This is a genomic window from Arthrobacter sp. Bz4 (assembly GCF_003075455.1).
GTDB lineage: Bacteria > Actinomycetota > Actinomycetes > Actinomycetales > Micrococcaceae > Arthrobacter_D.
The window spans coordinates 1-12953 of record NZ_QDAE01000019.1; the positions used below are offsets into that span (position 1 = coordinate 1).

General features: G+C 59.9%; 14 protein-coding genes and 1 pseudogene. 13 read left to right on the top strand and 2 right to left on the bottom strand.

The genetic code is table 11. From position 1 onward, the window contains the following. Window positions 1-68 precede the first annotated feature (68 nt). From istA to DDA93_RS12880, 4 genes are all read left to right on the top strand, one after another. Window positions 69-1334, top strand: a complete 1266-nt coding sequence (istA, locus tag DDA93_RS12860; protein ID WP_116778966.1) for an IS21 family transposase — start codon at window positions 69-71, stop codon at window positions 1332-1334. Beyond that, the gene (istB, locus tag DDA93_RS12865) at window positions 1331-2089 is read left to right on the top strand and encodes an IS21-like element helper ATPase IstB (protein WP_116778967.1); all 759 of its coding nucleotides are present in this window, start codon (window positions 1331-1333) and stop codon (window positions 2087-2089) included. Before istA ends, istB begins: the two co-directional genes overlap by 4 nt. A gap of 577 nt (window positions 2090-2666) precedes the next feature. Then, entirely contained in the window at window positions 2667-3368 is a 702-nt protein-coding gene (locus DDA93_RS12875) for a GAF domain-containing protein (protein ID WP_116778968.1), read from the top strand. A 9-nt stretch (window positions 3369-3377) separates the two neighbouring features. Continuing rightward, a complete protein-coding gene (locus tag DDA93_RS12880) occupies window positions 3378-4091 on the top strand; it encodes a GAF and ANTAR domain-containing protein (protein WP_165802638.1) in 714 nt (237 codons plus the stop codon). Here DDA93_RS12880 and DDA93_RS16865 read toward each other — a convergent pair. Continuing rightward, entirely contained in the window at window positions 4081-4746 is a 666-nt protein-coding gene (locus DDA93_RS16865) for a hypothetical protein (protein ID WP_243400624.1), read from the bottom strand. The genes DDA93_RS12880 and DDA93_RS16865 overlap by 11 nt on opposite strands. A 621-nt stretch (window positions 4747-5367) precedes the next feature. Here DDA93_RS16865 and DDA93_RS12890 point away from each other — a divergent pair. From DDA93_RS12890 to DDA93_RS12915, 6 genes and pseudogenes are all read left to right on the top strand, one after another. After that, window positions 5368-5835, top strand: a complete 468-nt coding sequence (locus DDA93_RS12890; protein ID WP_207771344.1) for a DUF4383 domain-containing protein — start codon at window positions 5368-5370, stop codon at window positions 5833-5835. A 98-nt stretch (window positions 5836-5933) separates the two neighbouring features. Next, entirely contained in the window at window positions 5934-7016 is a 1083-nt protein-coding gene (locus tag DDA93_RS12895) for an acyl-CoA desaturase (RefSeq protein ID WP_116778970.1), read from the top strand. A gap of 316 nt (window positions 7017-7332) precedes the next feature. Further along, window positions 7333-7563, top strand: a complete 231-nt coding sequence (locus DDA93_RS12900) for an STAS/SEC14 domain-containing protein (RefSeq protein WP_116778971.1) — start codon at window positions 7333-7335, stop codon at window positions 7561-7563. A 66-nt stretch (window positions 7564-7629) separates the two neighbouring features. Further along, a complete protein-coding gene (locus tag DDA93_RS12905) occupies window positions 7630-8748 on the top strand; it encodes an alcohol dehydrogenase family protein (RefSeq protein ID WP_243400625.1) in 1119 nt (372 codons plus the stop codon). A gap of 101 nt (window positions 8749-8849) precedes the next feature. Further along, entirely contained in the window at window positions 8850-9341 is a 492-nt protein-coding gene (locus DDA93_RS12910; RefSeq protein WP_116779004.1) for a DUF2243 domain-containing protein, read from the top strand. Between the two features lie 104 nt (window positions 9342-9445). Then, a pseudogene (locus DDA93_RS12915) lies at window positions 9446-10170 on the top strand (cytochrome c oxidase assembly protein). On the opposite strand, the gene DDA93_RS12920 reads toward DDA93_RS12915, so the two are convergent. Then, complete coding sequence (locus tag DDA93_RS12920) at window positions 10167-10574, bottom strand: DUF302 domain-containing protein (RefSeq protein ID WP_019481457.1); 408 nt, start codon at window positions 10572-10574, stop codon at window positions 10167-10169. The pseudogene DDA93_RS12915 and the gene DDA93_RS12920 sit on opposite strands and share 4 nt — an antisense overlap. Window positions 10575-10695: 121 nt before the next feature. Here DDA93_RS12920 and DDA93_RS12925 point away from each other — a divergent pair, with 121 nt between their 5' ends. From DDA93_RS12925 to DDA93_RS12935, 3 genes are all read left to right on the top strand, one after another. Beyond that, a complete protein-coding gene (locus tag DDA93_RS12925; RefSeq protein WP_019481456.1) occupies window positions 10696-11193 on the top strand; it encodes a hypothetical protein in 498 nt (165 codons plus the stop codon). Window positions 11194-11372: 179 nt separating this feature from the next. Further along, window positions 11373-12134, top strand: coding sequence for an ATP-binding cassette domain-containing protein (locus tag DDA93_RS12930; protein ID WP_207771345.1), 762 nt, complete (start codon window positions 11373-11375; stop codon window positions 12132-12134). Window positions 12135-12202: 68 nt separating this feature from the next. Continuing rightward, window positions 12203-12922 carry a dipeptide/oligopeptide/nickel ABC transporter ATP-binding protein gene (locus tag DDA93_RS12935; RefSeq protein ID WP_165802634.1) on the top strand — a complete coding sequence of 240 codons (720 nt, stop codon included), beginning with the start codon at window positions 12203-12205 and terminating at the stop codon, window positions 12920-12922. Window positions 12923-12953 lie beyond the last annotated feature (31 nt).

Genomic DNA, 12953 nt, shown 5'->3' on the forward strand with positions numbered 1-12953 from the left:
TGTTAACGCCGGCCGAAAGTAGGGCCAGGAACGCCAACTGAAAATAGGGCCACCGACCATGATGGAAGGTGATCAATTTGGATGATTGGGCGAAGATACGCCACCTGTTTTCGACGGGTCAGCACTCGAAGCGTGAGATTGGCAGGATCGTGGGGGTTTCCCGCGGAACAGTGGATCGGGCGTTGGCATCGGATCGGGTGCCGAAGTATCAGCGGGCGTCTGGGGCGTCGAGTTTCGACGCTTTCGCTCCGAGGGTGCGCGAGTTGTTGGTGAAAACCCCGACAATGCCAGCGGCGACACTGGCGGAGCGGGTGGGCTGGTCTGGATCGGCGTCACTGTTCCGGGCCAAGGTCGCCGCAATCCGGCCCGAGTACGCGCCGCCGGACCCGGCGGATCGTCTGGTCCATGAGCCGGGGTTCCAGGTCCAGTGTGATTTGTGGTTCCCGCATGAGCCGTTGCCCGTGGGCGAGGGCCAGCACGACACTCCGCCGGTGCTGGTGATGACGTCGGCGTTCTCGGGATTCATCCAGGCCCGGATGCTGCCCTCCCGGACGACCCCTGACTTACTTGGCGGAATGTGGGCCCTGATCCAGGACGCGCAGGCGGTCCCGGCGCGCCTGTTATGGGATAACGAATCCGGTATCGGCCGTCGCCGGCCTACGGAGCCGGTGGCTGCGTTCGCCGGGTCTCTGGGGTTGGAAGTTCGGTTACTTCCACCGAGGGACCCGGAGTCCAAGGGCATGGTGGAGCGGATGAACAGGTTCTTCCGGCAACGCTTCATGCCGGGCCGGAACTTCGCCTCACCAGCGGATTTCAACAACCAGCTCGATGAGTGGTTACCGACGGCTAATCACCGGTATTCACGTTCCCGCCATGGACGACCCGATGAGCTGATCATCCTGGACCGCCAGAAGATGCGCCCGTTACCGCCGGTGACCCCGGGCACGGTGTTCGCCAATACGGTCCGTCTGCCACGGGACTATTACGTACGGGTGTTCTCCAACGATTACTCCGTTGATCCCTCGTTCATTGGGCGGATCGTTGATGTCATCGCCGATCTGGACACGGTCACGGTCACCCATGAGGGCGTCGTCATCGCTTCGCATGCCCGGGTGTGGGCCCGGCACCTGGTGATCACCGATCCTGCCCATGTGGCCCGGGCCGCGGTGATGCGCCGGGACTTCCATACCCAACGAGCCCACAGAGTCCACCGCCCCGACATGGTGGAAGCCGGGGTGGTGGAGTCCGTGCAGGTCCGCGATCTCGGTGTCTATGACGAGATTTTTGGCACCGATCACGACCAGCAGCCAGCGCTGGCAGAGGTGGCCTCATGACCGGCACGCCAGCCCAGATCGAGTACTACGCCCGGGCGTTACGGGCCCCGCGGATCAGTGACGGGTTCCGCCGGCTCGGGGACCAAGCCAGGGACGCCGGGTGGTCTCACGAGGAATACCTCGCCGCGGTCCTCTCCCGTGAAGTCTCTGAACGCGAAGCGTCGGGTGCGGCGACCCGGATCAAAGCCGCGAGGTTCCCCGCGCATAAAAGCCTCGAGGAGTTCAACTTCGATCATCAGCCCTCCGCGGACCGGAACCTGATCGCGCACCTGGGCACCGGGGTGTTCCTCTCCGAGGCTAAGAACGTGGTCCTGCTCGGCCCGCCGGGGACCGGGAAAACCCACCTCGCGGTCGGTATCGGGATCAAAGCAGCCAAAGCAGGGCATCGGGTTCTTTTCGATTCCGCGACCGGGTGGGTCGCCCGGCTCCAGGAAGCTCATTCCCGCGGGAAACTACCCCAGGAAATGGCCAGGCTACGCCGCTACAGCCTCCTGATCATCGACGAGGTAGGTTATATCCCGTTCGATCAGGACGCAGCGAACTTGTTCTTCCAACTCGTCTCCAGCCGCTACGAACACGCCTCCCTGATTCTGACCTCGAACCTGCCCTTCGCCCGCTGGGGTGATGTTTTCGGGGACCTGACCATCGCCTCAGCCATGATCGACCGGATCGTTCACCACGCCGACGTCATCAGCCTCAAAGGCAACAGCTACCGGCTCTCAAAGCACCAGCCAACAACCAGTACGGCACAATAGAACGAACAACCAGTGGCCCTGTTTTCAATTGGCACTAATGGCCCTGTTTTGGGTTGGCGTTAACACGTGGCGTTGCACAGAACAACGGAGTTCGATAACAGCACGGCAAAGACCCGATGGCGCCGTATCGGGATGTGAAGAAGCACTTCCGGGATCTGGTCCTACAACACCCGAACGTTGTGCCCCTCTTGGTCACCCGACCGCTATCCACCCCTCTGGGCTTGCGCCCTCCCCGCGCGCTTCGCCCCATCGAACAGCTCCTGGCGCCATTCTGAAGGCCGGCTTCGACTCGCGTGGGGCTTTGCACGTATCCCGAGGGGGTCTTGAGAGCAGCCTCAGGAGAACGCTATAGCCTGATTCGCTTGAGGCTGGGCCGCAGGTGGACAAGCAAACAGGTCAGGGCCTTGATCGCGCCCAAGAATTTCATTGGTGAGAGCACAGGAAATCAGGCCGGGTATCTTCGGGAGCATCGGGTCTATGGTTAAGTCAGGACGGAAATCTGAGAGCAAGCTGGAGGAGATAGGGCTGTTATCTATGGGCGACCCACCATGCCACGGTGCGCTGCGCCGGAGGAGTCATGCCTGAGCTATATCCGGCGCTGGGTTCGGATAGTGCCCAGCTATGCGCTCCCTATCTTGAGTTATTGCCCATCACGGGTGCGTCAATCTCCGTGTTCGGTGGATCTATGCACGAGACCTTACTCCATGCCAGCGATGCGGTAGCGGCCAGATTAGACGAACTGCAATTCGATCTCGGAGAAGGTCCTCGGTGGGAGGCTCTTCGTACCCGCCTTCCGGTGCTTCTACCTGATCTACGGTTCGGGGATCAGCATTTATGGCCGGTCTTTGGGAAGGCTGTCGCCGAGACGGGCGTTGCGGCGATGTTTGTTTTCCCGCTGACCATCGGGGCAATCAATGTTGGTGTGGTGGAGCTGTATAGAACCTCACCTTGGACCCTGAGTCGTTCCGATCTAATGACTGCGTCATCGCTCGCAGAAAACACGTCGTGGACGGTCTTGCGCCAGTTACTGAATGACAACGCTGTTGACCATAACGGATCCGTTCCAGGAAGTTCCCTAATATCCCGGCGGGAAATCCATCAAGCCACCGGTATGGTTCTCGCCCAGGCAGCCCTGTCGGCAGCCGATGCACTGCTGCTTCTACGCGCTCATGCGTTCGCCAACGGCAGCACGCTAGCGGAAATCGCTCGAACTGTGGTTGCCCGTGAACTGGATTTCTCCCCGCCCGACGAAAGGAACGATCAGCATGTGCTGGAGTAGAGTGGGCGCATCGTGACTACATCGCGTTCGGAACAGGTCAGCGCCGCGTTTGTGAAACTGGCAGAGACACTTGTCGCCGACTATCACGTCCTGGATCTTCTGCAAACCCTCGTTGAGGAGACAGTCAGCCTGCTCGATGCCGCTGCCGTTGGCCTATTGTTGGCCGATCCACACGGAGAGCTGCAAGTGGTCGCCTCTACCAATGAGGAAAGCCGGCTCGTGGAAATGCTTCAGCTTCAGGCCGGTGCCGGTCCATGCGTCGAATGTTTCAAAACAGGCGTGGTGATAACCATCGACAGCATCGATTCCATGGGCCCACGCTGGCCCGAATTCCAGGCCGCGGCACTCAGCCAGGGGTTTCACTCAATACACGCGGTCCCGCTACGGGTGCGTGACCGAACCATCGGCGCTATGGGATTGTTCGGCCGGGATGTCGGTGCCCTGACTGCGGAGGACTCAGCCATTGGCCAGGCGTTGGCAGACGTAGCGACCATCGGCTTACTCCACGAGCGCACCATCCGTGAAGGCACCCTAATCAACGATCAACTACAACGTGCGCTAACCGGCCGGGTCCTCGTTGAACAGGCGAAGGGGGTGATCTCTCAAACCAAGAACGTGGACTTGGATGAGGCCTTCAACATGATCCGCCGATACTCGCGTTCACACCACCTTGGATTGCAAGACACGGCACGCAAAATCGTCAGTGGTTCTCTCACGCTTTAGGATCGCTGGATTGCTGGTCCCTACGGTCAAGTTCCTCAGTCAGCTCCTCCAGGCGCGTACTTGTTTCGGGGTCCGGCTCGGTATCGCGGACATATTCCATATCAAGTTGACGACCCGTTCTACTGTTGAGGACTTCTACCTGGAGAGTGTCTAAATCGGTTAAGTCCTCGGGGAACTGTTCCTCGGGTGCAAGCCGGCTCGGGGCCGAAGGCTCACTGCTGGCACCCACTCCTGCCAACGGGTCTGGCGCTGTTTCGGAAGCGGCACTGAGACCGGGCGATGCCGGGTAGGTGGCTTGCCAGTTTGAACCTGCAGACAGATGGGCTGCTCTCGAGTCCGGCCCAACCTCCCTGGCGGGCTGCGGGGGAGGCTCGATGACCGACCACGCAGGATAATTACCGAGCCTTTTCACGGCCTCCGGATCGACAGACCGCGCCCCGCTGAGATCGATACTCATGCTGAGATCCGGTGCCAGATAGCTCGTGCTCACAACCATTCGGATCAGGGCATCACTATTAGTCTGCGTCAGTGATCCGCGGACGACCACGGTCGCAAAGTTCAGGTCGGTATTGACCTGGATGAGTGCGCTCAGCCCCAATTCCGGCGCTAGGTGTCTAACCTCTTGCCCGGCGGACAGCCCTTTAGAAATCGCCATGATCTAACCCAACACTAGTAGATGTCCACATAGTCCATGCAGGCGTGCCGGGGTCCGGGGCAACACCCCAACAGTAACGCGCGCGAAGGTGTCAGTCCACCGGTTTCTGCTATCCAGGGCTGACTAGCACTGTTGATAATAAACCCAGCTGACCCAGGTCTTCGACCTTGCCTCGTGCAGCACAGTGAACGGGCGTGAGGCACTCAGCAACGCCGGGCAAAGGTATCCCGGATTGAGCAATCGAGACGCCTCATGTGAACCCAGTACGAGCCGTCCGCAACACCTCTTGTGTTCATATCATAAGCATGCTTACATTGAGTACCGGCGGTGGTTCCCAGAGACGTTCACCGAACGTAGATTTCAGGGACCACGCCAGCACTTGAGATTACCCAACACAAGGTTCCATCCGTATTTCAGGTTTCGATGGCCCAGACCCTGCTACGGAATATGTTTCCGCATCCCAGCGCCGTTTCTGCCACACCTACCCACACTTCAGTCTCAGACCATTTAGCCGCCATTCGATCCAGCGATAGATGGCCGGTGCCCGGGGCAGCAAAGGATGTCGCGCGGCCCGCCGGTAGCGAAGCTAGGAAGCACGCATCTCTCTCTAGGAGGAAAATCATGACCGCTCACAATCACCAGCTCGACAGCACCCGCGAGAAGACAACCATGCAGAAAGCCGCAATGGGCATGGGCGCCGTTTTTCTACTCGTCGGCATTCTCGGGTTCATTCCGGGGGTCACCAGCCAACACGATCAGATGGACATGGCAGGACCCGAATCTGAGGCGTTGTTGCTAGGCATTTTTCAGGTGTCGATCCTACACAACATCGTTCACCTTCTTTTCGGCGTCGCTGGCCTGGTCCTTGCCCGTAGCTACTCGAACGCCAAGAACTACCTCCTCATCGGAGGAGTTATTTACCTGGTGCTCTGGATTTACGGACTGGTCATTGATCAGGATTCCACCGCTAACTTCGTCCCACTGAATGATGCGGACAACTGGCTACATCTGTTCCTGGGCGTCGCGATGATTGCACTAGCGCTGATCCTTCGCCGGAAGCGGGACCACAACACAGGCAACCGCACCTAAAGAAAAAGCAACACCCTCCGACGGGGTCCTGCTCGCGGGCAGGACCCCGTCGGTTCCAGTACCGACCGTGGGGTCTCGTCCAGACAGGAACATCAATCATGAGCACTGAGGCCCCTACCCGTAGCGTGCGCGTTGCTAAGCCGAACGACGTCGTCGCCTCCTATGCGACGCTGCTGAAGCAGGTACGCAAAGAAGGTCTGCTGAACCGTCGCCGCCGCTTTTACGTTTCCGTCTTCGCTGCACTGGCGTTGACCATGGGTGCCGCCTGGACCGGTGTCGCCCTGCTGGGCGACACCTGGTTCCAGTTATTGATCGCCGCCGTGCTCGGCGTCGTCTTCACGCAGATCGCGTTCCTGGCCCACGAGGCCTCCCACCGGCAGATTTTCAAGACCCGCGGGGCCAACGACTGGTCCGGACGGATCCTGGCCGCCGGCGTCGTCGGCATCAGCTACCAGTGGTGGATGAATAAACACACCCGCCATCACAACGATCCCAACGTGGTGGGCAAAGACCCGGACATTGAGATCGATACCATTTCCTTCACTGAGGAAGACGCAGCCAAAGCCAAGGGACTCCACGCCTGGATCACCCGCCGCCAGGGCTACCTCTTCTTCCCGCTGCTGACCTTCGAAGGTTTGAACCTGCACGCCAAGTCGATCGGCACCCTGTTCCGGCCCGGGGCTGTCCAGGGCCGCTGGATCGAACTGGCCCTCCTCGCGATCCGGTTCGGCGCCTATCTCGGCGTCCTGTTCTGGTTCCTGCCCGTCGGCATGGCGTTCGCCTTCATCGGCGTTCAGATGGCCGTGTTCGGCATCTACATGGGAGCCTCCTTCGCCCCCAACCACAAGGGCATGCCGATCATCCCCAAGAACAGCAAACTGGACTTCTTCCAGAAACAGGTGCTCACCTCACGCAACATTCGCGGCGGCAACTTCATCAACAACGCCTTCGGCGGCCTGAACTTCCAGATCGAACACCACCTGTTCCCGGACATGCCCCGCCCACACCTCCGAGCAGCAGCACTGATCGTCCGCGAGCATTGCGAACGCCTCAAAGTCCCCTACACCGAGGTCGGCGTCGCAGCCTCCTACGGCGCAGTAGTGTCCTACCTCAACCGGGTAGGCCTCGCCGCACGCGACCCCTTCGACTGCCCCATGGTCAACAAATACCGGCACCAATAGCCCGAACGACTTCTTGAGGCACCATGACAAGGACCTATAGCCATGTCGGACCTGGATCAATGGCCAACCAGCCGACTCCTTCTCACCGCCACCCGACCAAATGAAAACGCCTGGAATAAGGAACTCGACGGCAGCGGAGTAAAACGACAGGAACTATCCGATGGATGACAGTGAAGCAAACCAAAGGTTCTCGCTCCTTCCCCATAGCGGAGGCTATATCGAAGTCCAGTGGGACCAAGGGGTAACTGTCTCGAAAAATGACGCCATGGAGCTCGTCAGAAGCCTTGCGAAAGTATCGCCAGCTCTGTGTCTACCAATGCTCGTCCACCTCAACAAAATGATCTCCCTCAGTAGACCGGCACTGTACGCCTTCGCGTCGGGGCTCAACGTTTCTGCACTAGCGATCGTCGGACCGACAGCCGTCGACCGCGCCATCACCACCTACTTCAAAGAAGTGCACGAACCGCCCTATCCCACCCAATACTCCGAGGAGGTCATCTCTGCTGAACGCTGGCTACTTGATCCGCACAGGAATCTGTCGGGTTGATGGACGCACGACAGGCCATTGGCGGAGTCGTTGGCGACTGCTCGGTAGATAGAGCAAAATGGGTGAATGCCCACGATTCATCCCCCAACCAGGCCAGTCCTCGAGGGGAAAACCATGATGGCGATTGTCACTACCGGGGTTGGTGGCTACGACCGGCTCGAGGTGAGTCGGGTTCCAGTCCCGGCGCCAGCCGAAGGTGAGGTATTAGTTCAGGTGTTGGCAGCCGGCGTCAACAATACCGAAATCAACACCAGACTCGGTTGGTACTCGTCATCGGTGGCGACAGGCACCAATGACGCAGCAGAGAACGTTTCCGGGCAGACGGTGACGCGGCCGGACGGGGGTTGGAACACGGCCACCCCGTTCCCCCTAATTCAGGGCGCAGACTGCTGCGGACGTATTGTCGCCGTCGGTCGCGGGGGCGACGAGTCCTCGGTTGGGGCTCGGGTACTGATCCGCGCATGTATGCGCACGCAGGGATTCTCCTCGATGGAAACCAGTTGGTTAGGGTCGGACCGGGACGGAGCGTTCGCTCAATTCGTTGCTGTCCCCGAACACGAGGTTTTCACTGTGGACTGCGACTGGAGCGACGCCGAATTAGCCACCATTCCTTGCGCCTACGGAACAGCGGAGAACATGGTCCGCCGTGCAGGTGTCACTTCGGGGTCGCGGGTAGTGGTGACGGGTGCCTCCGGTGGCGTTGGCTCGGCCGTCATACAACTCGCCAAGCGACGTGGCGCTCATACCATTGGCATCGCCAGTGAGGCCAAACAGGATCGGGTCCGGGCCCTGGGAGCGGATACAGTCCTCGGGCGGGACGAGGCGCTAAGCGTGCTGGGATCGGAAAGCGCCGACGTCGTGATCGACAACGTGGCCGGCACCGGTTTTCCCGCGATGCTCAGTCTCCTCCAGAGGGGAGGGACGTACGTATCCTCAGGCGCCATCGGCGGACCTCTTGTCGAACTGGATATGCGGACCTTTTATCTGAAGGATCTCACCTTGATCGGGTGCACAGCGTGGGACGACGCGGTATTCCCTAGCCTCATCTCCTACATCGAGCGTGGGGAGATTCGGCCTCTCCTAGCCAAGGTCTTCCCACTTGACCAGATCGCGGCCGCTCAACGTGAATTCCTCGATAAGGTACACGTGGGTAATTTCGTTCTTATTCCACCCGCTCCCCTGTAATTGAGGCGTATTCTGCCGATCGCCGACGTGCCGTAGCTATTATGATGAAATGTGCAATTACCACCCCAAGGTGAAGGGAAGCTTCGATGCCTACCGGCAGAATGCGCAGAAGCAGTGGTGTGGATAAAGGCTCCCGCGGGCCTGGCTCGGGGCTTGAACGGCGCGTCGTTCTCTCCGGTTTCCTTTTCGGGTGCGGGGTCGCGGCATCGATTATTGACTTGTTTATCTTCCATTTGGGTTTGCAGTGGCACCACTTCTATGACCTGTCCACCACCGAGGTCGCGCTGACCGCTGACGGTTTCTTTCACGCGTTCGGTTGGTTTATTACTATTTGGGGCCTGTTCGTTTTGGCTGACATTCGTCGCCGCGCCGAGGTGAATTGGAAGCGATGGACTGGGGCGCTCATTACCGGAGTTGGGTCTTTCCAACTTTTTGACGGCGTTATTGACCACAAGGTCCTGCGCATTCATCAGATTCGTTATGACGTGGATTTGCTGCCCTACGACGTGATCTGGATAGGGTCTGCCATCGTGCTGTTACTGGTCGGGGTGTTCATTCTGTGGCGGACTCGACCGCCACAGACATCGGACTGAAGGTTCAGCCAGTGGATCTGCAGCATCAACACGACCATAACTCTCCCAGCAGTTAAAACGACGACGTTTATGCTCTCGGATGGATAGCTTTCGATGCCCTGGTTGTGCTGCTCCTGGTTGCGGCCGCGGCGGGTTACGCCCTTGCCCTCTGGGCGGCGCGGGACCGTGGACGGTGGCCCATAGGTCGAGTTATGGCTTGGTACGCGGGTCTGCTCTGCATCGGGGTGGGACTAGTTGGGCCTATTGCCGCTGCTGCGCGCACCACTTTCACTGCTCATATGACTGGTCACCTACTCATCGGAATGGCTGCTCCGCTGCTACTGGTACTCGCGGCGCCCCTTACTCTGGCACTGCGCGCTCTGACGGTGAGACGGGCGCAGGTCCTCACCCGCTTTCTGAGGTCTCCGCCTCTCCGGTTCATCACCCACCCGACGGTCGCAGGCGGGCTCAATGCGGGAGGACTATGGGTTCTCTACACCACCGACTTGTACTCACTAATGCACACTTCGGTGCTGCTTCATGGAGCGGTACATATGCATATCTTTCTGGCAGGCTACCTTTTTGTTGCGGCCTGATAGGTCCCGATCCCAACCCACACCGGGCCTCGATCCAGATGCGCTCCGTAGTCCTCATCGTATTCATCGCCGCTCACTCCATCCTGGCTAAATGGCTCTACGTCCATCCTCCGGCCGGTGTCGAGATCTCCGATGGCCGGACAGGAGCGCAGCTGATGTACTACGGCGGTGACATCATCGATATCACCCTTATTGTTCTCCTTCTGGCTGGCTGGTTCCGAGCCACCCAACCACGGGTAGCTAGACCGGGTTAACTACTGAGGGCGGCCAGGGCCTTACGCAGGCGGCTGCTGGCGTCGTCGGCGACCTCTTTGACCGCTGGCGCATCACTGAGCTGAACCATGGTCTCCGGGTCGATGGCCTCGATTGTGGTGATGTCTGCGGCTTTGCTTCGACGGACCACGACGTTGCAGGGCAGGAGCGCGCCGATTTCGGGCTCGGCCGCAATGGCCCGGCTGGCCAGGGCCGGGTTGCAGGCACCGAGGATGGTGTAATCTCCCACGGCGTCCGCGGCTTCGGTGCCGAGCTTGGCTTCAAAGGTGGAACGAACATTAATCTCGGTGAGTATTCCGAAACCCTGAGCTGATAGTGCTTCCCGGGTAAGTTCCAGGGCTTCAGCCCAGGGAAGCGCAATGGTGGTGCTGAGTGTGTACGTCATGGTGCTCCTGGAGTGACTCGTTGACGGATTCGTCCGATAGGTCACCGGACAAGTTTTCCCACGTTCTTCTAGGGTATTCGACGACACATTCCGACCGCCGGTGATCCTTTAAGGTGATTCTATGTCCACCTCGTTTGTCCTGACCCTCTCTGCCGTCGCATCTCTGCTGCTAATTCTCCGTCTGGCGGTCCCGTTCCTCCCCCTAAAGCGGGTTACCCGACGGTTGACTCCGCTGGATCTGGCCCTGACGGTCGTGGGTGTGCTGGGGTTGATCCTGCATTGCGCGTCAATGTTTTTCCGCTCGGTAGTGGCCGCGATACCAGGCAGCGGAAGTGTGATCGACCAGATCAATTCCATGGGAACGGCGAGCATGATCTGGTACGCGGTCCCCGCCCTCATGGTTCTGATGGGATTGCGCCGCCAGCATTGGATCGCCCTGATTCTCCTGGCCGTATCACTCTTGGCTGTAGGCATCACCATGTACAACGGCACCGCGGTGTCGACCCATCTGGTCACCATCTTCGCCGCGGGTGTGACAATCGCCGCCACAGTCTTCCTCCTCAGCGCGCCGCCCTGGTCCCGGAAACCAACGCCGGACCTTCCCTATCCCCCGGGTTGAGTCCCGGGACGGACCGACCCCCCGAGGCTGACGAGAAGCCAATCAGATAGTCCCCCACGACAAACCCTGAGGAAACGGCAGTACACAGGGCGCCCCAGTTGAGAACCATCCGCATTATCGGTATCTTAATAAGAACGATAATCAATAATGGTGAGCTGGGGTGCGTGGTGAGTTTGGTCTTGCAGGATCTATCGATCCGTATTGCCTCCCAATACCTGGTCAAGGGCCTGTCGCTGACTATCTCCCGCGGTGAAGCGGTAGCCCTGGTGGGCCCCTCCGGGTCCGGTAAATCTCTGACCGCGGCAGCCCTGAGTGGGTCTCTTCCCGGAGGTGCGATGGTCCGGGGCGAGCTGGAGGTTGACGGACAAGCGGCACCTTTGGAAGACAGAACCCGTCCTGGTATCGCCGCTGTACGACAGGACTCGCTCACATCCCTGCACCCGTTGGTACGGATCGACCGCCAGCTCGTCCCTGTGCTTCTTCGGTCGAATGTAGCCACCACTCACGCGGCCGCATTGGCGCGGGCGGAATCGATGCTCGAAGAGGTAGGTTTTACCGATCCCAGACATGTGTTGCGCAGCTTCCCCATGGAACTGTCCGGAGGCCAGAGACAGCGGGTCTGCATCATTCAGGCGCTCGCATGTCGGGCGTCGTACCTGATCGCCGACGAACCAACCACAGCCCTCGATGTTGTCTCCCAGCAGCTTGTCCTGTCCGCTTTGCGCGCGGCAGCTGAAGCTGGCGCGGGAATTCTTTTCATCACCCACGACGTCGTCGCCGCGGTTTCCTTGTGTTCACGGGCCGCGATTATTGACGGCGGGTCGATCGTCGACCAGGGTTCTTTTTCCCACCTGGCCAGCGAAGCGGCCCATCCCGTCGCGGATGCGCTCACCCGGGCAGCTCGACAACCAGCCACATCAGACAAGCACACCACCGCATGACGGCCACTCTTTCGGCCAGGGATCTGCGGCTTTCGCTAGCACGGCCCGGGCAGGCGTTCCGCCGGAGCATGCCCACGAAGATACTTCATGGAGTATCTCTTGAGGTCTCCAGTGGGAGTAGCCTGGGGCTTGTCGGCAGCTCGGGTTCCGGTAAGTCAACGCTGCTCCGAACGCTCCTTGCTCTCGAGGAACCAGCCTCAGGTTCGGTCACCTTGCAGGGCAGACCTGTCCAACCGGGTTCGTTGAGGTCATTGCGTTGGTTCCGGCGCGAGGTGCAGTACGTGCCTCAGGATCCGGCGAGCAGCCTGGATCCTCGGATGACAGTGGGTCAGCTGCTCCGTGAACCTCTCGTTTGTCTGGGAATCGACGGACAGCACTCCACCATCATTCGTGAAGCGCTCGGGCGGGTGGCATTATCCGGGTCCACCGTTGGCAAGAGACCGTTCGAGTTATCCGGCGGGCAGAATCAACGTGTAGCGATCGCGCGTGCGCTAGTGGTACGGCCATCAATTCTTCTCGCAGACGAACCGGTGAGCGGACTGGATTTACCGCTGCGCAATCAGGTGCTGGAAGTCCTGCAGCTACTTGTCAACGAACAGGGCCTGGGAATGCTGTTCGTATCTCACGACCTCGACGCGGTCGCCGCCTTGTGCGCCGAGACTGCCGTCCTCGCCGATGGCCGAATCGTCGAATACGGACACACTGTTCACCTCCTCAACCGCCCCCGGCATGAGGCGACACGAGAACTCAATGCGGCACGGCTAGCGCGGAGCGTCACCGCACAATGATCGACGCCGCCCTTCCGAGGAATCCTGTCTC